Raw genomic sequence first — 20,746 nt, 5'->3', positions numbered from 1 at the left:
CTTCTCACAGCTGATGCAAGAAGGCCTCCACCCGGTCCCAATCCCGGGTCACGGGGAAGGGAGGCAGCGCCGCCCGCACCTGGGCGGCGTAGCGCTTGCCCAGGCGGTCCTCGCTGGGCAGCATGAGGCGCGGATCCAGCACCGCCACCACGCCGCGGTCGGTGCGGGTGCGGATGAGCCGGCCGATGCCCTGCTTCAGCTTGAGCGTCATCTGGGGCACCTGGATGCCGATGAAGCCCAGGCCGTCGCGCTGGGCGTCCGCCTCGCGGATGCGGGCCTGCAGCACGGGGTCGTCCGGAGGCGCGAAGGGCAGCGCGGAGACCACCACCAGGCTGAGTGCCTCGCCGGGCAGGTCCACGCCCTGCCAGAAGCTGGCCAGGCCCAGCAGCACCGCCGAGGGCGTGGCGCGGAAGCGGTCCAGCAGCTGGGTGCGGGAGAGGCCATCGCCCTGCACGAAGAAGGTGAGCTCGGGCAGCGCGTCCTCCAGCCGGGGCCGGAAGGCCGCCAGCATCTTGCGGCTGGTGAAGAGCAGCAGGGCCCGGCCCCGGCTGGCCCGCAGCATGCGCTCCATGGCCGAAAGCGAGGCCTCGATCCAGGCCGGATCGCCCACGCCCCCGCCGCCCGCGCGGCGCTCGGGCAGGCCCGGCGGCACGAAGAGCAGGCCCTGGGCCTCGAAGTCGAAGGGGCTCTCCACATGCTCGGCGACCTCCACCTCGGGCCGCGTGAATCCCAGGCGCAGCCCCAGGCCATTGAAGCCGCGGCCATCCCGCAGGGTGGCGCTGGTGAGGATCACGCTCTCGAAGCCGCGGCGCACATGCTGATGGAAGAAGGGGCGGACATCCACCGGGTTCGACTTGAAGTGGACGAGGCTCGGGCCCTCCCGGTTGAGGGTGGAGACCCAGCCTTCGGGCTGGGCGAAGATCTGCTCCATGCGCGAGAAGGCCGTGCCCACCCGCTCCGCGAGGCGCATCCACAGCGGGTTCTCGGGATCGGCCGAACCGAGGCGGCGCGCCTCCATCCACAGGGGGTGCCCCGCCTCCACCCAGGCACCCACGGCATCCGCCAAGGCCTTCATCTCGGGGCCGGGGCTCAGCAGAGGCAGCACACCGCCTTCGAGGGGCACCCAGGCGAGAATGTCGGCCCAGGCCCGCTCCCAGGGTTCCAGCAGAGCCGCCAGGCCCGCGCCCTGCCCCTTGGCGGCGTCCCGCAGATCCGTGAAGAGCAGGTTCATGGCGCGGCTGGACCAGGCCTCGGCGCAGCTCTCCGTGAGCTGTTCCTCCAGGTCGTGGGCCTCATCGAGGATGAGCACGGGTGCGTCGGGCAGCACCTGGCCGAAGGCGGATTCGCGCAGCACACGGTCGGCCAGCAGGAGCGCATGGTTGACGATGATGAGGTCGGCCTCGGCCACCTCCGCCCGCAGCTTGGTGAGGAAGCAGTCCTCGTAGCGGGGGCACTGGCGGCCCGTGCAGCGCTCGGCCCGCGCGTTGATCTTGTCCCACAGGGGCGACTCGCCCTCTCCGAAGCGGCCCAGCCCCTCTCGATCCCCATCCTGGGTCTCGCGGGTCCAGCGCTGCAGGGCCAGCCAGAGCTGCTGGTCGGCCCGGCTGAACTCCAGGTGGGCATCCGTGGAGACGGCCTCCCAGGCCGTGCGGCAGAGGTAGTTGGCGCGGCCCTTGGCCAGCACGGCCTTGATGGGCCGGCCCAGGATGCCCGCCGCCCGGGGCACATCCTCCTCCAGCAGCTGCCGCTGGAGCTGCTTGGTGCGGGTGGCCACCAGGATGGGATGGCGACCGGCGGCCAGGGCCGGGATCAGGTAGCCCAGGCTCTTGCCCGTGCCTGTGCCCGCCTCCACCGCCTGGATCACGGCTTCCGGCCGGGCCTCGGGTTCGCCGCCTCCGTCGCGCCACTTCTGGAAGCGGGCGGTACCGTCCACCACGGCGTTGTGCACCAGCTCGGCCATGCGCCGCTGGCCGGGCCGGTCCTCGGCCCCCGGGAAGCAGGCGAAGATCCGGCCCTCCGACGGGGCGAAGTAGCGGTCCATGGGATGCGCCATCGAATCAGTGTGGAGCAAAGGCGGAAAAAGGGCGAATGACCTTGCTCGTTTGGATTGCAGGGATCGGCGGCACCTCGGCGGCCGGGGCGGGCTCCGCCCGGCCCGGCCGCGGGGTCCAAGGGGGACGCAGAGGCGGCGCAACCGCCGGGCGGTCCCCCTTGATTACTTGTGATATTCCTTGCCCCGGAGGATGGTGAACGCCCGGTAGAGCTGCTCCAGGAGCATCACCCGGCTCAGTTCGTGGGGGAAGGTCAGGGGCGACAGGCTCAGCTGCTCCCGGATCTCCGCCTTCAAGCCGGGATCGAAGCCGTGGCTGCTGCCCAGGGCAAAGGCCAGGCTGTCGCCCCGGTCCATGCGCTCGCCCAGCCACTTGGCCAGGGCCTCGCTGTCCCGGAGTTTTCCCTCCGGCGTGAGGAGCACCGGGCATTTCACGGCCTTCAGCTTCGGCCGGAGGCGCTCGGCCTCCTCCCGCAGCTGGCGGGCCGGATCCCCCTTACCCTCGGTCAGTTCCGTCACCTCCAGCCGCGCATAGGGCCGGAGCATGTCGAGGTAGTGACGCTCCAGATCCCGGCAGGGATCCAGGCGCAGGCGTCCGAAAGCAATGAGGGAGATGGGATACATGAGAGATCTCACATCAGAATCCCACTCCGCCGCGCGAGGAGCGCCGGGCGAGCGAGGCAAGGAACGCGAGGGAAGCCTAGCGGGTACTAGGCGATCCGAGCGTGACACGGCATCGCGACGCCCGCCACCCCTCGCCCGCAGGGATGAAGCCAGGCAGGCGCCCCGCGGCGTCAGGGCCCTTGAACAACAAACCATGTTGCCTTGCGGTGCATCCTGCCTGGCATCATCGCGGCGGGGTCGGATTCTGATATGAGATCTGATTGTGATGAATTTCCCTTGGCAGCCTAGCGGGTTGGCTCCACCATCCTTGTCATCCTGACCATCCCGTCCCGGAGGTAGTTCCATGCGTCGTTCTCTCGCATTGCCCCTCGCCAGCCTGCTCCTCGTACCCGCCTTCGTCGGGTGCGGCGGCGACGCGATTCCCACCACCGCGCCCGCCGCGGCGAAGGAGCCCGCCGACATCCTCTACCACCTGCAGTACCTGGTGGTGCGCAAGGACTACAAGCACGCCGCCCTCATCGCCCCCATCACGCCGGATGTGGTCTATCCCTCCGCCATGCACTTCCACAAGCAGGCGAAGGAACTGGGCATCACCCTCACGCCCGAAGAGATCAAGGGCCTGGGCATCGAGCACCTGGCCGCCAAGCTCGACGAGCTGCCGGGCGGTCCCACCGACGACTACCCGGTGAAGGACGCCCGCCTGGCCTTCAATGCCGGCCTCTACCGCCTGCTGAAGGGCATCACGGACAAGTCCTGGGGCAAGATGCGCCACATGGGCATCACCGACAACTCCGCCGCCCGCCAGTTCGGGTCCTCCACCATCGTGAAGGACATGGCCCTGGGCTTCGATGGCACGAAGGTCCTCACCGTCAGCTGCCTCAAGAAGCCCGATGGCACCTGGGGCGTCTCCTACCTGCGCTATGAAGTGGCCCTCAAGAGCCTGAAGCAGTAGGCCCCTCCCGCCTTCCCGCTCTTTCGCCGCGCCCCGGAGTCCACGGATTCCGGGGCGCGCTATGCTTGGGCCGGCGCTTGGGCCGGCCGCCGCAGGCCGGAGCGGACGCGGGGGGTTCCCATGACCGGGGCCATGAACCTCTTCGACAGTGTCAGCCGGCAGTTCGATGAGGCCGCCGACATCCTGGGGCTCTCCCAGGACATCCGGGAGCTCCTCAAGATCCCCTACCGGGAGATCACCGTCGCCATGCCCATCCGCATGGACGATGGCACCCTGAAGGTCTTCAAGGGCTACCGCGTGCAGCACAACGGGGTGCGCGGCCCCCAGAAGGGCGGGCTCCGCTTCCACCCGGACCTGGACCTGGACGAGGTGCGCGCCCTGGCCAGCCTCATGACCTGGAAGACCGCCGTGGTGAACATCCCCTTCGGCGGCGCCAAGGGCGGCATCCAGTGCGACCCCGCGAAGATGTCCCAGCATGAATTGGAGATGCTCACCCGCCGCTACATCTCCAAGCTCTCCATGGTGCTGGGCCCCACGCGCGATGTGCCGGCCCCGGATCTGAACACCAACGCCCAGACCATGGCCTGGGTACTGGACGAATACGGCCGCAAGAACGGCTACCAGCCCGCCTGCGTCACCGGCAAGCCCATCGAGCTGGGGGGCAGCCAGGGCCGCGAGGCGGCCACCGGGAAGGGCGTGGCCCTCTGCACCCGGGAGGCCTGGACGAAGGTGCTGGGCAAGGAGCTGAAAGGGGCCCGGGTGGCCCTCCAGGGCTTCGGCAATGTGGGGGGGTTCGCGGCGACATTCCTGGGTGAGATGGGGGCCCGGGTGGTGGCCGTGGCCGATCGCGGGGGCGCCGTCCGGCGGACCGAAGGCCTGGAGGTGACCGCCCTCTCGGACCACGCGCGGCGCCACCAGGGCACCGTGGCGGGATTTCCCGGCGGCGAGGCCTTCGATCCGGCGGAGATCTGGGCCCAGCCCTGCGACATCCTCATCCCCGCGGCCCTGAGCGGTGTGCTGACCCAGGCCACGGCGCCGGCCGTGACGGCCCGGCTGATCGTGGAGGGCGCCAGCGCCCCCACCACCCCGGAGGCCGACCGGATCTTCCGGGACAAGGGCATCCTCCTGCTCCCCGACATCCTCGCCAACGCCGGCGGAGTCATCGTCTCCTACTTCGAATGGGTGCAGAACCTCCAGCAGCTCTTCTGGACCGAGGCCGAGGTCTTCGAGAAGGAGGAGAAGATCCTGCTCCAGTCCTTCCAGGATGTGCAGGAGCGGGTCCGGCAGCACGGCTGCACCTGGCGCGTGGGCGCCCTGGTCCTGGCCCTGGGGCGCGTGACGAAGGCCAACTCTTTGCGTGGCTGGTAGGTGCCTTCCCATCAAGCTTTGCATTACGGACGAGAATGGGTGCCTTTCCCGGCTGGCCTTTCCCGACCCGGGCTGGGAAAATCATCCGTTGGGCTGGTGGGGGCGTCCCGAAGAAGACCGGCCGCGGAGGATCCATGTCCAAGAAGAACATCGTGCATGTGGTCGGCACGGGCACCATCGGCGAACCGCTGATCGGCCTGCTGACGGAATACAAGAAGGAACTGGGCATCGACGAGGTCACCTTCCACAAGAACAGCGTCAGCGACCGGCCCAAGGTCAAGGCGCTGCTGAAGCGCGGCGCCAAGCTCGTGGTGGACGCGGACAAGGTGGAGGGCTTCAAGGCCTGGGGCATCGAGCCCGCCATGCTCCACGACCAGGCCCTGGACGAGGCCACCGTGGTCATCGACTGCAGCCCCAAGGGCATGGACATGAAGGAGAAGTTTTACACGAAGTACGAGCACAACACCAAGGGCTTCATCGCCCAGGGCAGCGAGTTCGGCTTCGGCACCATGTACGCCCGCGGCATCAACGACGAGGTGCTGAAGGGCAGCGGCCAGTATGTCCAGGTGGTCAGCTGCAACACCCACAACCTGTCCTGCATCATCGACACCCTGGCCCTCAAGGAAGGTGCCGACAACCTCGTCGAAGGCAGCTTCGTCTGCATGCGCCGGGCCAACGACATCAGCCAGGTGAAGGATTTCTGCCCCGCGCCCCAGGTGGGCACCCACAAGGACGGCAAGTTCGGCACCCACCACGCCCGCGACGCCTACCACCTGTTCCAGACCAAGGGCCTGGAGCTGAACCTCTTCAGCAGCGCCGTGAAGCTCCCCACCCAGTACATGCACAGCCTCTGGTTCGACCTCCGGCTCAAGCGCCCCACCACCCTCGAGGCGCTCAAGGCCCGCATCAAGGCCAACGACCTCATCGCCATCACCGAGAAGAAGGACGCCAACACCGTGTTCTCCTTCGGCCGCGACCAGGGCCACTTCGGTCGCATCCTCAACCAGACCGTGATCCCCCTCAGCACCCTCACCATGCCGAGCGAGACCCGCGTGGTGGGCTTCTGCTTCACCCCCCAGGACGGCAACAGCCTGCTCTCCAGCGTGTCCGCCGCCCTGCGCTTCATCCACCCCGACGATTTCGAGCAGCGCATCCAGGTGCTCAAGCCGTACTTCTTCGACGAAGTGTAGGGCCTCGAATCGCGGCGCGATTCGAGCAGTGAAACGGGCCCGCAGTGCGGGCCCGTTTTGATGGAATGCTTATTCCAGACCCACGGGAACGACCATGCAGATCACGGCCCACTACACCCTGACCCCCGCTGAGGCCCTGCGGGGCACCCGGGCCTTCAAGCTCCTCTGGTACGCCGTGTCCGTGATCTCCGGACTCGTGCTGATCCTGCTGGGCCTGGCGGGCACCCAGGCCCCCGGGGGGCAGCGGGGATTCAGCATCTTCATGATGCTCAACGGCCTCCTCTTCGTCGTCCTGCCCGAAGCCGTCCTCCGCTGGGCCCGGCTGCGCCGGGGCGCCCAGGCCTACACGCCCATGGAAGTGAGGCTCGACGACGACGGCCTCACCCTGAGTACGGACTCCGCCGAGGGCAGCCTCCCCTGGGCCGCCTTCGCGGACATCCAGCGGCGCAGCGGATTCTGGATCTTCCGCATCAGCCGGTCTCAGGCCGTCCTGGTGCCCGAGCGGGCCCTGGAGGCCCCCGCGGGCCAGGAGCTGGAGGCCTTCCTGCGGGAGCGGAAGCTGCTGAAGCGATGAAACTCCAGGGCCCCGTGGAGCTTGCGGCCCGCGCCCTGCTGGGCCAACGGCTGGTGCGCGAGGGCGTCACGCTCCGCATCACGGAAGTCGAGGCCTACGGCGGGCCGGAGGACAGCGCCAGCCACGCGCGCCACGGCCGCACGGGCCGCAACGCCCCCATGTGGGGCCCGCCGGGGCGCGCCTACCTCTACTTCTGCTACGGCATGCACTGGATGCTGAATGTGGTGACCGGACCCGAAGGCGAGCCCTCCGCCGTACTCATCCGCGGCGCGGAAGTCCTCGAAGGAGTGGAGACGGTGCTGGCGCGGCGGCGCGCCGCCCAGGCCACGGCCCAGCTCTGCGCGGGGCCCGGCAAGGTCGCCCAGGCCCTGGGCCTCGACGGAACCTTCGGCGGCCACGACCTGCTGGCCCCCGGCGGTCTGGAGCTGCGGGCGGGGCCGCCGCCGGCCCGGCTGCTCGCCGGGCCCCGCCTCGGCATCGCCTTCGCCACCCCCGGGGACCAGGCCCGCCCCTGGCGCTTCGCCGACGCGGACAGCCGGGCCGTTCTCCAGCGGAAGGCCCTCCATCCCGGCTAACCTTCACCCCAGGAGGCCGCCATGCCCTATGTGAACATCCGCATCACCCGCGAAGGCGCCACTTCCGAGCAGAAGGCCCGGCTCATCCAGGGCGCCACCCAGCTCCTGGTGGAGGTGCTCGGCAAGAACCCCCAGACCACCGTGGTGGTCATCGACGAGGTGGACACCGACAACTGGGGCATCGGCGGAGAGTCCGTCACCGTGCGCCGGAAGCGGGGGCAGTAGCCCCGGGGCTTGTGCATCCCCCCGCCCCCCACCATACTCAACCTCCGCTTCAACCGAACCCTCGAGGGGGCGAGGTGGAGCGACACCACGCACGGGGGTGACCGGTTTCGACAGGTCGTGATCCGGGTGTCCGGTGCAGGCGGGGGTTGGACGGCTGGCCCCCTCATCAAGCCGCCCACATCAAACTGCCAACGATAACTTCGAACTGGCTCTCGCTGCCTAGGGCAACCTAGGCTCCGAGCGAGTACTCGCGATCTCTGGGTAGCGGGCTCGTTAAACCTCCGAAAGGGTGGCTTCGGCCTGCCGGACGGAGGTACCAGATAGGTTGCCGCGACGCCTTCTGACGGTGGCCGAAATCCAGGAGGCAAGCGTCCCGAGCGGCTCGTCCGTTCCCCGCCGGGGGGCTCCAAGAACGGACCAAGCCTGTGGATGAACCGCCAACCGGCATGTCTTGGACGTGGGTTCGACTCCCACCACCTCCACCACTTTTGTATCCAAACCCCTGATAATTCAGGGGTTTGTTTTATTGGTAAATGATTCGCCCATATTTCTACCCATACGAAGGCGCTGACTCTGTCGTCAGTCAGTGGCGTTGCGATTTTCGAAGCCCCTTGCGAATATAAAAACAGAAATATTTATACTTGATTCGTTCATTCGCGGACATACATTCTCGTTCATCCAGAGATGAAGGTAAGGATGGACCCATGACGATCTCCTGGACCACATCAGGGAGCGCATCCCAGGCACCCGTCAGTCGAACCCTAAAGGGGGGTAGCTGGACCAATCAGGGCCGTGGTCGACAGTTTGGTCGAACAACCAGAACGCCTTGATTGATTTCATTTCACTTAAAAGCATTACATGATTAACGCACGACTTGTATAAAACATTCAAAAAATACATTGAAACGAAGAATGAAACGATCAACCATTACGGGCAAATTATCCACAGCTGAAAGGAGGTTAGACCGTGGACATCCGGCCCAGATGGCCTAGCCCGTGAACGATCGTTGCCCCGGCATCAATGCCGTTCTCTTCAATGTGAATGCCCGTCCAGGTGCATCCAAACCCGCCAGGCACGCCAAGCACGAGCTCACAGCATCTTCCACCGAAGGACTCCCGGGAGCTTGCCATGTCGATTCAACTCGCCCTGCTCAAAAAAGTCCGCTGTCGCTTCCTCTGCAAAGATTCCGGTGGCCCGGTGGCCGGAATCGTCGCCTCCCTGGCCATCGGCGTGGGCGATGTGTCCAATCGCATCCTCGTTCCGCTCGGAACACTGTGCTCGGATGCCGCCGGCTATGTCTCGTTTGACTTGAAGGGCTTGATCGCCCGGGGCATAACGACAGCTGACCAGTTGATCCTCACGAGCCCCCAGCTGCCCAACGGCGAAGTCAGCCTCCTGGACACCCTGTTCGGCGGCAAGTCCGACGGTGGCGAGGCCTCCCTGTCACCCCGCATCAGCGCCATCAGCATGGTCGGCCTCGGGGCAGTCGGCACCAATGGCGATGGTGGTGCCGCCACTCCGAATCTCTGCCTCGTCTTTCCCGTCCAGGTCCCCCGGAAGCCGTGCCCAGGTGACCAGCCCGGAGAAAGTTCCTGCTCTCGTTCGACCCTGCCCGCCATCCAGTCGCCGGACGCCTGTGACTACCAGGCTTCGCCCTTTTCCTTCGTCACACCCGTTGCGTCGAGCCTGGGCGATGGTTGTTGTGAAACCATGGTTCCGGCCACGCTCCCCATTCAGGAACACAGGTTCTTCAAAGTGATCGTTCGCCGGGAGGCCAACGAGGGGGACCTCGGCCTCGTAGAGGACCTCGGCAACATCCGGGAGGTCAGCGTCACCGATGCGCTGATCACACATACCCCGAAGCTGAAATTTGCCGAGGTCCTCGAGTTCCAGCAGCAGTGGCTGTCCTTAGGGCATTCGCTTGGGGAGATCAAGTACAGCCTTGCGCTCGCGCCCGGGGAGGCGACCCAGATCGCGGTGATCGACTGGTCCAGGCAGGACAGCATCTCCCGGACAGACTCGGTTCTGTCCGGCGAGTACATGGATCACTCCATCAAGCGGGATCGATCCATCGAGGAGACCATCGATTCCGCCCTTAAGGAGTCACAGGGTGGCAGCTCCTTCATGGCTGGCACCTCGGGGCAGGCGACCATTCCCCTGGCTTATGTCACCATGAGCTTCAACCACGCGATCGGCTATGGCGTCAGCAACAGCTGGGGCAATCGGGACCTCGAGGCCGATTCCCTGCAGGATCTCCACGACAAGATCCGCCAGCAAAGCGGGTACACCCGCAGCCTGAACAGCACCGTCGTCGTGCAGGCCTCGCAGGCGGAACAGAATGTCCTGCAAACGAGGAAGGTCGCCAACCACAACCACTGCCACGCCCTGACGATCCAGTACTACGAAGTGCTCCGGCACTACAAGATCCGCACCTTGTTCACCGGCAGGAAGAAGGCCCTGCTCGTTCCCTTCAAGCCCTTCCCCTTCACCTGGGAACTCGCCCTCCAGTTCCGCTCCATCCTCGAACCGGTCCTGATCGACCCAGCCCTGAAGCCCTGCTTCGATGCCATTTATCGCCTGAAAGCCGTCCCCTCGGTGTATGACACCCCGCCAGGAGATGGTGGAACCGGGAAGCCCCCGGCCCCCACGCCTCCACCCACCCCGGCCCCGCTGACCAAGAAGGTGACCGTGTTCACCTACTACCCCAGCGGGGTGGGCTCTCAAGTGGAGGTCAAGAAGGATGACAAGATCCGGATCTCGGCCACGGGCGAGGCCTTCACCGGCGGCTTTGTCACCTACGGCCCAGATGGGCATGCGGATACCGCCACCGCGGACTTCATGGCGCCGGGCCTCCGGAAGTTCTCCCTCATCTGCAAAGTAGGTAGACAGGGCACCTGGCAGCAGGCCGGGGCGTTTGCCGAAGTCGTGGCCGACGGGGATGGTGAGCTCATCTTCAATATGAACGACATCAAGAACGACTACGACAACAACCGTCCCCTCGACCACAGCGAGCAGAAGGATCGATGGGAGGTCAGCATCACCTATCCGTCCCACGCAATCGTCACCCCCGACCCCGGTCCCCCGGCCGATCCCAATGCCAATCCCAATGGGAGCGGGGGGGCAGCCCTCGCCCATGCTCCAAGCCTTGTCGAAGATTCATTGTGCCTGACCAAGCTGCTCACCCACCTGAACGGCAATCTCGGCTACTACAACGGTTGTGTCTGGGCACTCCAGAATCCGATCGAACGGCGCATCCGGCTGGAAGCAGCCTTGTCGGAGCATCCGGACCTGCTGGATGCCCTGGATGACATCCCCTTGGCCATTTCGGGCAATTATGTGGCCTTCGCCTACGATGGGCCATTCCTCAACTGGGAGCCCAGCCGGGCCACGGATCCAGCGCTTCCTCTCGAAGACATCGTCACTTTGCCGACGCGGGGCGTCTTCGCCGAGGCACAACTGGGCCACTGCAATGCCTGCGAGGAACGGGACCCCACCCGCATGTGGGACTGGAAGGAAATGACCATCGAAACCCCGCCGGACATCGGTGGCATCACCCCTGGCCCCAAGGGCCAGGCTGCTTCCATCACCCCCAGCCAGCTGCCAGGCAATGTCATCCAGATCACACAGCCACCCTCGGCCCCGGACCCGACCGGATTGGCCGCAGCACTGAAGGTGCTCGGCACCCCCGACATCTTCCGCAATATGTCAGGCCTCGATGAAGTGTCCAAGCTGCTGGAAACCCTTTCCAAGGAATCGTCCGAGGCCAACATCAAGGCCATGGCCTTGCAGGCCAAAGAGAAATTGGACAACGCCAAGGGCGGCTCTGGCAGCGGTGGCGCCGGAGCCGGGGGTTCCAGCAGCGGCGGCGGTTCGGGCAGCAGCCGTGAGCCGGCCAGCGAACCGGATGCCGCGAAGCAGGTTGATCGCCTCAAGGCCCTCGAATACGGCAAGAGCAAAGGGTTGATCAGCGATGAAGCCGCCTCCAACGCTGCGGAAGGGGTTGTCGGCGGAGGGCCCGGCGGCATCCTCGGGGCCGTACAGCAGATGATCCTCGGCACCGTTCCGGTGGTGAAACGGGCGCAGGTGACTTTCTCGAATCCGGGGCGGCGGCCCTGCTGTGCACTCGGACAGTGGAAGCTCGGGGCCTCTGGCGCACTGGACCCAACCCGACTGGGTGGGCATAGGCATGGCAGTGGCTTGGCTCTGGGCGGCCCCACCGGATATGTCTATACCAAGACCTCCGGCTTGATCGACCTCGGCCACATCCGGGATCTGGCCGATATGACGCTGTTCATCTACGAGGCCTTCCTGACGGGCGCCACCCTCCTGGAGCTATACGAGGGGACAGCCTCCGTCTTCGCCCTGCCTGCCGACCCGGCCTCCGCCCTGGACCTCGCCGGGGCCATTGCCTTCGTCGAGTCCTGGGCCCACGAACTCACCACCTGGCCAGATGAATCGTCCTTCTCCCCCGAGGATCTCTGCTCCAACATCATCGGCGTCGAATGCGCCAAGCGGGCGGTCCGCGCAGGAGGTTCCTTCGATGCGGCAATGGATACGATCGTGGATAGCTTGGTCAACGGCGATCTCAAGGCGGTACCGATGGCCGATACCGATTCAGTGTTGACCAAGATTGACGGGGACTGGTTCAACGCGACGCTGCTACCACCAAGCCTCACCCTGCTGCGGAGAAACTTCGACGGCACGCCCTGGCCGGCGGGCATGCCTTTTGACACACCCGTTTCCTTTGCATGGCTCAACCCCGCCAGCTTCGAGCCTCTGTATTCCGAATTCACCTATAAGATTCGCAATGCCGTGGACGGCAAGCTGGGTGTGACCCTGGTTAGCATGAAGGCCGAAACCGCTGCCATCAGGGCCAAATTCATCCTTGCCAACCCCGGCAAAGACACTTACTGACAGGCCCTTCCCCTGCGCAAGCAAAAATCGCACGGTCCATCTGCCCCAGGCGTTGAACGAAGCCGAGCAACCGAGGAGTTGAGAATTCCTCCTATTCGTCGGTCCGCAGGCGATAGCCGACGCCCGGTTCGGTCTGGAGATAGGTCGGTCTGGACGGATCGACTTCCAGTTTGTGCCGCAGTTGGGTCATGTAGACGCGCAGGTAGAGCGGTTGGGCCGCAGCGACACCACCCCAGACTTCCTTCAGCAGCTGCCGCTGGGTGACCACCTTGCCCGCGTGGCGGATCAGGGTCGTGAAGAGTTTGTACTCCAAGGGCGTCAGGTGGATCTCCTCTCCCGCGACCCAAACCTGGCGCTTGCCCAAGTCGACGCGCCAACGATCCAGCACGAACACCGGATCTGACTGGGAGGTCGGGTCGGTGTGGCGCAGGGCCACCCGGACCCGGGCCAGCAACTCGCTGGTGCCGAATGGCTTGGTGAGGTAATCATCCGCACCCAGGTCCAGGGCCTTCACCTTGTCGGCCTCCTGACCCCGGGCCGATATGACGATCACAGGAATCCGGCTCCACTCGCGCAAGCGGGCCAGCACTTCCAGTCCATCCAGGTCGGGTAGGCCGAGGTCCAGCAAGATGACCTGGGGCTGGTGCCGGGCCGTCTGCTCAAGCCCCTCCCTTGCCGTGCCGGCCTCAAGGTAACGGTAGCCACCGCCCTCAAGCGCGACCCGGAGGAACCGCCGCATCTGAGGTTCGTCCTCCACGAGCAGGACAAGCGGGGCCGGAGCGGTCATGAACCTTCCTCCGGCAGGGATGGGGGCGCTCCCAGGGGCAAAGTGACCAGGAACTGGGCCCCACCTTGAGGGTGGTTGACCGCCTGAATGCGCCCTCCATGGGCCGTCACGATACCTCTGCAGATGGCCAAACCGAGGCCGGCACCGGGGCGGCTGGCGGCGGCTTCGCCCCGGGCCAGCTTCTCGAAGATCCGTTCCGCTTCACCTTCGGCGATGCCTGGCCCTTGATCCGTCACCGAGATGGTGAGGGTGTGCTGGGTCGTCCAAACCTTAATGTCCACGGGAGATCCGGCCGGGGAATACTTCATGGCATTGTCCAGCAGGTTCATGAGCACCTGTTCCATGAGGACCGGGTCCATGGACACGAAAGGCGGAGCCTCCGGAAGGTGAATCCTGACACGGGCGGCATCTGACCCCAATTCCCGGCGGTTGAGCACGGCCCCGATCAACTCCTCCACGGGGATCCATTCCGTTTGAAGGTCGAGCGCTCCCGATTCCAGGCGAGTGATGTCGAGGAGGTTGCTGACCAGCCGGTGCAGGCGCTGGGCCTCCTCCTGGGCCGTGGTCAGCAGGTCCCGGCGGGTGGATTCCGGCAGGTCGGGGGTCTCCAGGGCGGTACTAACGGCACCCGTGATGACGCCGAGCGGGGTCCGCAGATCATGCGAGACGGAGCTGAGCAACGCGTTTCTCAAGCGTTCCTCGTCGGCGCGCCGGCGATCCGCATGGCTCTGTTCGGCCAAAATGGCGCGCTCCAGGGCCAGGGCCGTCTGGTTGGCGAAGGCTTCCAACAGCTGGTGCTGATCCGGCTCGCTCCACTGGGGGGCGCCATCGGGCAGAACGCCCATCACCCCTAGGGTGCCGCGGGTGCCCCGAAGGGGTAGGTATGTGGCGCGGGCACCGGGCAGCGTCAGCGTCCCGAGGCCTGCGGGCTCCCCATGTTCAAAAACCCACTGGGCCACCCCATGTTCCTGGCCGCTCAGTGGAAATCCCTGGGAGTGAACGAGGGCAGCCAAGGTTCCGCTGGGCTCCGGCAGGAGGACCACCGCATGGCTATGGAACTGGTTTGCCACGGTCTGGATGGCGGTCGCCACGAGGGCAGTGGAACTGGCGCTCTGGGCCAGCTCCTGCCCTAGACGGTAGAGGGCCTGGGTGCGCTGTTCGCGGCTTCGGGCCAGGCGAGCCTGGGCCTTGATCCGCTCGGTGAGGTTTCCGATGACCACTCCCACCAGCAGCATCACGGAGAAGGTCCCCACATGGCGGAAATCAGAAACAACGAATGTGAAATATGGTGGGATGAAGATGAAGTCGAAGGCGGCCACGCTCAGCAGAGAGGCGAGCAACGACGGTCCTCGACCGAACCGGGTCGCCACGATGAGGATCCCCAGCAGGTAGACCATCACGATGTCGGCCAGTTCCGCGCGACGGAAGACGAGCCCCGCGAGGGCGGTCGACACGGCGACCGCCAGGACGCTCAACAGATAGTTTCGCAGCGGGCTGGTGATGTGGGCCCGCAGGCCTGGTTTGGAATTGGAGGCTGCGGCTTCGCCCGTGATGACATAGATGTCGATGTCGCCGCTGGTCCGGATCAGGTCATCCACGGGGGAGCCTGTCAGTAGATCGAGCCAGCGGGACCGGGTCGGCTTACCCACCACGATCTTGGTGATGTTGCGATCTCGGGCGAAGGTCAGAATGTCTTCGTCCGGCCGTCCGCAGCCTTCGAGAACGACCGTTTCGCCTCCGAGCTTCTCCGCCAGCCTCAGGTTGGCCTCCACCTGGCTGCGTTCCTCCTCGCTGAACCGGAGGTGTCGGTGCGATTCCACATAAAGGGCGACCCAGGAGGCTCCAAGAGCGCCTGCCATTCGGCGAGTGGCGCGGATCAGCCGCTCGGAGAGACCGTCGGGGCCGACGCAGACCAGCAGCCGTTCACCGGCGGCCCAGGTCTTCCGGATGCCCTCGGATTCCATGTAGCGTCGCATCTGGACATCCACATTCTCCGCGGTGTGGCGAAGGGCAAGTTCCCGAAGCGCCAGGAGGTTCCCTTTCCGGAAGAAGTGATCCCTCGCGTGTCGGGCCTGGTCGGGCAGGTAGACCTTCCCCTCCTTGAGACGAACCAGCAGATCATCCGGAGACAGATCCACCAGTTCGATCTCGTCGGCCCGTTCGAGAATCGTATCGGGGACATTCTCGCGGACGATGATCCCCGTGATCTGAGCCACCACATCCCTGAGGCTCTCCAAGTGCTGCACATTCATGGTGGTGTAGACATCGATGCCCGCGTCCAACAGCTCGAGCACATCCTGCCATCGTTTCGCGTGGCGGGAGCCCATCACATTGGTGTGGGCCAACTCGTCCATGAGGATCAGACTCGGCCTTCGCGCCAGAGCCGCCTCCAGATCGAACTCCGGAAGGAACTGGCCGGAATACGCGAGCTCCTTCCGGGGAAGCACCTCGAGCCCCTCGATCAGGGCGGCCGTCTCGCTGCGGCCGTGCGTTTCCACCACACCGATGACCACATCCGCCCCTTCCGCCCGGCGCTCCTGGGCCTCGGAGAGCATGGCGTAGGTCTTACCGACACCCGGCGCCGCCCCGAAGAACACCTTCAGCTTGGCACGCTGCTGGATGACCTCCGCCTCCTGCACCTGTCGGAGCAGCTGATCGGGGTCGGGCCGGCGGGGTTCAGACATGGGAGCTATCGCAGCGCAGTCACCGCAGTGTCCTGCCTTTTACCGCAAGTCTGCTAGTGCCAGATTCAGATTGAGGACATTCACGCGGGGCTCCCCGAGACATCCGAGCTGCCGGCCTTCCGTGTGAGCGGCCACCAGCGCCCTCACCTTTCCGATCTCCAGCCCGCGGGCCCGGGCGACCCGGGGAATCTGGAATTCGGCCGCGGCCGGGCTGATGTGGGGATCCAGGCCGCTTCCTGAAGCGGTGACCAGGTCCACTGGCACAGGATCCGCGGCCTGCGGATCGGCGGCTCGGAGGATGGCTATCCGTTCTTGGACGAGCTTCCCCAGCGCCGGGTTGCTGGGAGCTAGGTTCGAAGCGCCACTGTTGGCCGCGTTATAGGGAAGCGGTTTCCCTGCGGTATCCACAGTGGCCGAGGGGCGGCCCCAGAACTCTCCCGGCGAACAAAAGGATTGGCCGATCCACTCTGAGCCGAGGACACGGCCATCCTTGGTGATGAGACTGCCTGCAGCCTGGCGGGGGAACACAAGCCGGGCGAGCCCTGTGATCACCAGGGGATAGGCGATTCCTGTCAGGAGGCTCAGCGCCAGGAAGGAGATCACGGCCGGTCGTAGTTGCAGGTTCATGGGTGAGCCTCAGGCGGCAAGGTGAAGGGTGACGAGCAACCAATCGATGAGCTTGATGCCCACGAAAGGAACGGCGAGGCCGCCGGCGCCGTAGAGCAGCAGGTTGCGCTGAAGCAGTTGAGCGGCTCCCACCGGTCGATAGGTCACGCCGCGGAGCGCCAGCGGAATGAGCACGACAATGACGAGGGCATTGAAGATCACCGCTGAGAGGATGGCGCTCTCCGGACTGTGGAGTCGCATGATGTTCAGCGCCCCCAGGGCAGGATAGGTGGCAACGAAGGCCGCAGGGAGGATGGCGAAGTACTTGGCCACATCGTTGGCGATGCTGAAGGTGGTCAGCGATCCCCGGGTCATGAGCATCTGCTTACCGATTTCGACGATCTCGATGAGCTTGGTGGGGTTCGAGTCGAGGTCCACCATGTTTCCGGCCTCTTTGGCCGCCTGGGTGCCGCTGTTCATGGCCACGGCCACATCGGCCTGGGCAAGGGCCGGCGCATCGTTGGTGCCGTCGCCCGTCATGGCCACCAGCCGGCCGCCAGCCTGGTACTCCCGGATGAGCTTGAGCTTGGCCTCGGGGGTGGCCTGGGCCAGGAAATCGTCCACACCCGCCTCGGCAGCGATGGCGGCGGCCGTCAGCGGGTTGTCACCCGTGATCATGACGGTCTTGATGCCCATGCCACGCAATTCAGCGAATCGCTCTTTGATGCCGCCCTTCACGATGTCCTTGAGCTGGATCACGCCCAGGGCGAGAGGCCCCTCCGCCACCACGAGGGGAGTCCCTCCCGCCATGGATATCTGGTCGACGGTACTCCGGACATCCTCTGGAAACCTGCCGCCCAGGCCCTGAACACAGTCCTCGATGGCCGACGCCGCGCCTTTGCGGATCTGGCGGTCGCCCAGGTTGACGCCGCTCATCCGGGTTTGGGCCGTAAAAGGTACGAAGTGGGCGTCCAGGGCCTGGAGATCCCGCTCACGGAGGCCGTATTGTTCCTTGGCCAGGACGACGATGCTCCGCCCCTCGGGTGTTTCATCGGCCAGAGAGGAGAGCTGTGCGGCATCCGCGAGATGTTCCAGTTCGATGCCTTCCGCCGGAAAGAACGCCACAGCCTGGCGGTTGCCCAGGGTGATGGTGCCGGTCTTGTCGAGCAGCAGCACATCCACATCCCCCGCCGCCTCCACGGCTCGGCCGGAGGTGGCAATGACATTGGCCTGGATCATGCGATCCATGCCAGCGATGCCGATGGCGCTCAGGAGCCCGCCGATGGTGGTGGGGATGAGGCACACCAGCAGGGAGACGAGGACCGTCAGACTCACCGGGTGGCCCTGGCCCGCCGCCTTGGTGGCGTAGATCGAGTAGGGCAGCAGGGTGGCGGTGGCCAGGAGGAAAATGATCGTGAGCCCCGCGAGAAGGATGTCCAACGCAATCTCATTGGGCGTCTTCTGGCGTTTGGCGCCTTCCACCATGGCGATCATGCGGTCGAGGAAGCTCTCGCCGGGGTTGGAGGCGATGCGGATAAGCAGCCAGTCCGAAAGCACCAGGGTTCCTCCCGTGACGGCGGAGCGATCTCCGCCGCTCTCCCGGATCACCGGTGCGCTCTCGCCCGTGATGGCGCTCTCGTTGACGGTCGCGACGCCTTCCACGACCTCTCCATCTCCCGGGATGGTCTCGCCGGCCTCCACGAGCACAAGATCGTCGATGCGCAATGCCGTGGCGCCGACCATCTCGGAAGCTCCTGTCCGCTCCTTCCCGAGCAGGCGGCGTGCCTTCACATCCTTCTTCGACTTCCTGAGGGAATCCGCCTGGGCCTTGCCCCGGCCTTCGGCCATGGCCTCGGCGAAATTGGCGAAGAGCAGGGTGAACCAGAGCCACGAGGTGATGGCCAGGATGAAGGAGGGCCGCCCCTCGCCATGGCCTCCCAGGGCCTGGATCCACAACCCGGTGGTGAAGGCGCTGCAGACCCACACCGTAAACATGACCGGATTGCGGAGCTGGTGAAGCGGATTGAGCTTCCGGAAAGCGTCGGCCACCGCACGGCGCACAATGCGGGGTTCGAAAAGGGGGCGGGCCTGGATGTCCTGCCGGGAATGGGAAACCACCATGCCCTCCAATCAAAAGGGTCCATTATCGAGACAAGGAGATGCCAAGCACGATCAGGAGAAGTGGAAGCGTCATGACCAGAAACCGTGGAATCCAAGGATTTTTGGGCTCAGCCGTGTCGAGGTCCCTCATCTCGCGTTCCGGATCCTGGGAGTGGCGCGGAGCATCCATGTCGTACCTCAATGCATGGACAGGTGCTCGGCAATGGGGCCGAGCGCCAAGGCGGGGATGAAGGTCAAGGCACCTACCAGAAGCACCACCCCGATCAGCACGCCGACAAAAAGAGGAGTGTGGGTGGGCAGGGTCCCGAGACCTTCGGGTGTGTGCTTCTTCTGGACAAGGGATCCAGCCATCGCCAGAACCGGCCAGATGACACCGAAACGACCCACAAGCATGGCCACGGCGAGCCCGTAGTTGTAGAAGGGGGTATTGGCATTCAGTCCGCCGAAGGCACTTCCGTTGTTGTTGGCGGCGCTGCTCCAGGCGTAGAGGATCTGGCTGAACCCATGAGGCCCCGGGTTGCTGACGGAGGCGGTGGCTACAGGCGACAGCACGGAGATGCCGGAACCCATCAGCACCGTGGCGCAGGGAAGGAGGATGGCGAGAGCCGCCATCTTCATGTCGAAGGCCTCCACCTTCTTCCCCAGGTATTCCGGGGTACGACCCACCATCAGCCCGCTGATGAAGACGCCCACCAGAACGAACATCAGCATGCCGTACAAACCCGAACCGACACCTCCGAACACGACTTCACCGAGTTGCATGAGCAGCATGGGGACGAGTCCCCCCAGGGGCGTGAAGGAATCGTGCATCGCATTCACGGATCCGTTCGAGGCGGCGGTGGTGGCCGTGGCCCAGAGGGCCGACCCGCCTGCACCGAAGCGGACCTCCTTGCCCTCCATGTTGCCGCCGGTCTGTGAAAGGGCGGCGGCTTGAGCGGCGCTCGCGTTCGACAGGAACGGATTCCCTTTCGTCTCTGCCTGGGTGCAGACCGTCAGGGCCAGAATGAAGATGGCGCTCATGGCCGCAAGGAGGGCCCATCCCTGGCGGCGGTCCTTGACCATGCGCCCGAAGGTGGCGCAAAGGCCGGCGGGAATGAGCAGGATGCTCACGGTTTGTGCGAAGTTCGACAGGGGTGTGCTGTTCTCGAATGGATGCGCACCGTTCATCCCGAAGAAGCCTCCCCCGTTGGTCCCCAGCATCTTGATGGCGACCTGGGAGGCGGCTGGCCCCATGGCCAGGACCTGCCCGCCGCTGGTATGGACATAGGCGCTGAAATTCTGGATGACGCCTTGAGACACCAGGAACAGGGCGAACACGAACGATAGGGGCAGAAGGATGTAGAGGGTGCTTCGGACCAGGTCCACCCAGGCGTTGCCCAGCCCCTTGGCGCTTCGGCGAGTGATTCCCCGGATGAACGCCGTCAGCACGGCCATGCCCGTGGCTGCGGACAGGAAGTTCTGCACGGCGAGGCCCAGCATCTGGGTGAGGTAGCTGAGGGTGCTCTCGCCGCTGTAGGCCTGCCAATTGGTATTGGTAATGAAACTCACGGCCGTGTTGAAGGATAGATCGCTGGCGACATTGCCCATCCCCTCAGGGTTCAGCGGCAAGGCGGCCTGGGTCCTCAACAGCAGGAATACGGCCCCAAGCCCGATCAGCTTGATGAGCGTGATGGACCAGGCGTAGGCCTTCCAGCCCATGTCCTCCTGAGATCGGAGGCCCATGAGGCGATACATGCCACGCTCCACCGGATCCAGCAATGGATGTAGGAAGGTCCGTTTCCCCTCCAGAACTTGGGCCATGTGCGCACCCAGGGGGAAAGCCAAGGTGAGAAGAACGGCCAGGAAGACAAGGTTCTGAACCCAGGCGTAGCTCATTGAAAGGACTCCGGGCTGAGGAGGGCGAAAGCGAGGTAGGCGAGCAGGCCCAGTGCCAGCAGGGCGGCGATGAACAAAGCAGGTGTCATGGCTGCTCCATGGTTAGTCCCCAAAGAATTGAGTGAGGAGCCAGGCCACCAAGGGGAACCACATGATTGCCAAGGCCAAAACCGCCTCCCCTTTCCGTTTCGAGTCGTGGCG

The 20,746-nt window shown here is 65.2% G+C and carries 15 protein-coding genes and 1 other RNA gene; 8 read left to right on the top strand and 8 right to left on the bottom strand.

Annotated elements, in window-relative coordinates; genetic code table 11:
* Positions 1–4 precede the first annotated feature (4 nt).
* Together QUD34_RS00740 and QUD34_RS00735 are read right to left on the bottom strand one after the other, a co-directional pair.
* Entirely contained in the window at positions 5–2,041 is a 2,037-nt protein-coding gene (locus tag QUD34_RS00740) for an ATP-dependent DNA helicase (protein ID WP_286354671.1), read from the bottom strand.
* Between the two features lie 174 nt (positions 2,042–2,215).
* Positions 2,216–2,674: a 23S rRNA (pseudouridine(1915)-N(3))-methyltransferase RlmH gene (locus QUD34_RS00735; RefSeq protein ID WP_286354670.1), complete on the bottom strand. Its 459-nt coding sequence runs from the start codon at positions 2,672–2,674 to the stop codon at positions 2,216–2,218.
* A 343-nt stretch (positions 2,675–3,017) separates the two neighbouring features.
* Between QUD34_RS00735 and QUD34_RS00730 the strand changes: the two genes are divergently transcribed.
* From QUD34_RS00730 to QUD34_RS00695, 8 genes are all read left to right on the top strand, one after another.
* Positions 3,018–3,626 (top strand): hypothetical protein, encoded by a 609-nt coding sequence (locus QUD34_RS00730; RefSeq protein WP_286354669.1) that lies wholly within the window; start codon positions 3,018–3,020, stop codon positions 3,624–3,626.
* Positions 3,627–3,746: 120 nt separating this feature from the next.
* Positions 3,747–4,994, top strand: a complete 1,248-nt coding sequence (locus QUD34_RS00725; protein WP_286354668.1) for a Glu/Leu/Phe/Val family dehydrogenase — start codon at positions 3,747–3,749, stop codon at positions 4,992–4,994.
* Positions 4,995–5,128: 134 nt separating this feature from the next.
* Positions 5,129–6,184, top strand: a complete 1,056-nt coding sequence (locus tag QUD34_RS00720) for a hypothetical protein (protein WP_286354667.1) — start codon at positions 5,129–5,131, stop codon at positions 6,182–6,184.
* A 94-nt stretch (positions 6,185–6,278) separates the two neighbouring features.
* Positions 6,279–6,758, top strand: a complete 480-nt coding sequence (locus QUD34_RS00715; RefSeq protein WP_286354666.1) for a YcxB family protein — start codon at positions 6,279–6,281, stop codon at positions 6,756–6,758.
* A complete protein-coding gene (locus tag QUD34_RS00710; protein WP_286354665.1) occupies positions 6,755–7,333 on the top strand; it encodes a DNA-3-methyladenine glycosylase in 579 nt (192 codons plus the stop codon). The genes QUD34_RS00715 and QUD34_RS00710 overlap by 4 nt, the downstream gene beginning before the upstream one ends.
* 21 nt (positions 7,334–7,354) lie before the next feature.
* Positions 7,355–7,558 carry a tautomerase family protein gene (locus QUD34_RS00705; RefSeq protein ID WP_286354664.1) on the top strand — a complete coding sequence of 68 codons (204 nt, stop codon included), beginning with the start codon at positions 7,355–7,357 and terminating at the stop codon, positions 7,556–7,558.
* Positions 7,559–7,651: 93 nt separating this feature from the next.
* Positions 7,652–8,043, top strand: a transfer-messenger RNA (tmRNA) gene (gene ssrA / locus QUD34_RS00700).
* A gap of 643 nt (positions 8,044–8,686) precedes the next feature.
* Complete coding sequence (locus QUD34_RS00695) at positions 8,687–12,472, top strand: DUF4056 domain-containing protein (protein WP_286354663.1); 3,786 nt, start codon at positions 8,687–8,689, stop codon at positions 12,470–12,472.
* A 91-nt stretch (positions 12,473–12,563) separates the two neighbouring features.
* Here the strand turns inward: QUD34_RS00695 and QUD34_RS00690 are convergent, their stop codons facing one another.
* The 6 genes from QUD34_RS00690 to QUD34_RS00665 all read right to left on the bottom strand — a co-directional run bounded on the left by QUD34_RS00690 (position 12,564) and on the right by QUD34_RS00665 (position 20,634).
* The gene (locus tag QUD34_RS00690) at positions 12,564–13,259 is read right to left on the bottom strand and encodes a response regulator (protein ID WP_286354662.1); all 696 of its coding nucleotides are present in this window, start codon (positions 13,257–13,259) and stop codon (positions 12,564–12,566) included.
* Positions 13,256–15,943 carry a DUF4118 domain-containing protein gene (locus tag QUD34_RS00685; protein WP_286354661.1) on the bottom strand — a complete coding sequence of 896 codons (2,688 nt, stop codon included), beginning with the start codon at positions 15,941–15,943 and terminating at the stop codon, positions 13,256–13,258. The genes QUD34_RS00690 and QUD34_RS00685 overlap by 4 nt, the downstream gene beginning before the upstream one ends.
* A gap of 39 nt (positions 15,944–15,982) precedes the next feature.
* Entirely contained in the window at positions 15,983–16,570 is a 588-nt protein-coding gene (gene kdpC, locus QUD34_RS00680) for a potassium-transporting ATPase subunit KdpC (RefSeq protein WP_286354660.1), read from the bottom strand.
* A 9-nt stretch (positions 16,571–16,579) separates the two neighbouring features.
* A complete protein-coding gene (gene kdpB, locus QUD34_RS00675; RefSeq protein ID WP_286354659.1) occupies positions 16,580–18,670 on the bottom strand; it encodes a potassium-transporting ATPase subunit KdpB in 2,091 nt (696 codons plus the stop codon).
* A gap of 177 nt (positions 18,671–18,847) precedes the next feature.
* Positions 18,848–20,545, bottom strand: a complete 1,698-nt coding sequence (kdpA, locus tag QUD34_RS00670; RefSeq protein ID WP_286354658.1) for a potassium-transporting ATPase subunit KdpA — start codon at positions 20,543–20,545, stop codon at positions 18,848–18,850.
* Entirely contained in the window at positions 20,542–20,634 is a 93-nt protein-coding gene (locus tag QUD34_RS00665; protein ID WP_286354657.1) for a potassium-transporting ATPase subunit F, read from the bottom strand. The genes kdpA and QUD34_RS00665 overlap by 4 nt, the downstream gene beginning before the upstream one ends.
* Positions 20,635–20,746 lie beyond the last annotated feature (112 nt).

The organism is Geothrix oryzae, assembly GCF_030295385.1.
Lineage (GTDB): Bacteria > Acidobacteriota > Holophagae > Holophagales > Holophagaceae > Geothrix > Geothrix oryzae.
The sequence above is the reverse complement of the archived record's forward strand: the minus strand, read 5'-3'. Positions and strand labels throughout refer to the sequence as shown.

Bases quoted from the DNA above. Each gene is read 5' to 3' on its own strand.
- QUD34_RS00705 (WP_286354664.1), top strand. From the start codon at position 7,355: ATGCCCTATGTGAACATCCGCATCACCCGCGAAGGCGCCACTTCCGAG.
- QUD34_RS00735 (WP_286354670.1), bottom strand. From the start codon at position 2,674: ATGTATCCCATCTCCCTCATTGCTTTCGGACGCCTGCGCCTGGATCCC.
- QUD34_RS00740 (WP_286354671.1), bottom strand. From the start codon at position 2,041: ATGGACCGCTACTTCGCCCCGTCGGAGGGCCGGATCTTCGCCTGCTTC.
- kdpC (WP_286354660.1), bottom strand. From the start codon at position 16,570: ATGAACCTGCAACTACGACCGGCCGTGATCTCCTTCCTGGCGCTGAGC.
- QUD34_RS00720 (WP_286354667.1), top strand. From the start codon at position 5,129: ATGTCCAAGAAGAACATCGTGCATGTGGTCGGCACGGGCACCATCGGC.
- QUD34_RS00695 (WP_286354663.1), top strand. From the start codon at position 8,687: ATGTCGATTCAACTCGCCCTGCTCAAAAAAGTCCGCTGTCGCTTCCTC.
- QUD34_RS00710 (WP_286354665.1), top strand. From the start codon at position 6,755: ATGAAACTCCAGGGCCCCGTGGAGCTTGCGGCCCGCGCCCTGCTGGGC.
- QUD34_RS00730 (WP_286354669.1), top strand. From the start codon at position 3,018: ATGCGTCGTTCTCTCGCATTGCCCCTCGCCAGCCTGCTCCTCGTACCC.
- QUD34_RS00665 (WP_286354657.1), bottom strand. From the start codon at position 20,634: ATGACACCTGCTTTGTTCATCGCCGCCCTGCTGGCACTGGGCCTGCTC.
- QUD34_RS00685 (WP_286354661.1), bottom strand. From the start codon at position 15,943: ATGTCTGAACCCCGCCGGCCCGACCCCGATCAGCTGCTCCGACAGGTG.
- QUD34_RS00725 (WP_286354668.1), top strand. From the start codon at position 3,747: ATGACCGGGGCCATGAACCTCTTCGACAGTGTCAGCCGGCAGTTCGAT.
- kdpA (WP_286354658.1), bottom strand. From the start codon at position 20,545: ATGAGCTACGCCTGGGTTCAGAACCTTGTCTTCCTGGCCGTTCTTCTC.
- QUD34_RS00715 (WP_286354666.1), top strand. From the start codon at position 6,279: ATGCAGATCACGGCCCACTACACCCTGACCCCCGCTGAGGCCCTGCGG.
- kdpB (WP_286354659.1), bottom strand. From the start codon at position 18,670: ATGGTGGTTTCCCATTCCCGGCAGGACATCCAGGCCCGCCCCCTTTTC.
- QUD34_RS00690 (WP_286354662.1), bottom strand. From the start codon at position 13,259: ATGACCGCTCCGGCCCCGCTTGTCCTGCTCGTGGAGGACGAACCTCAG.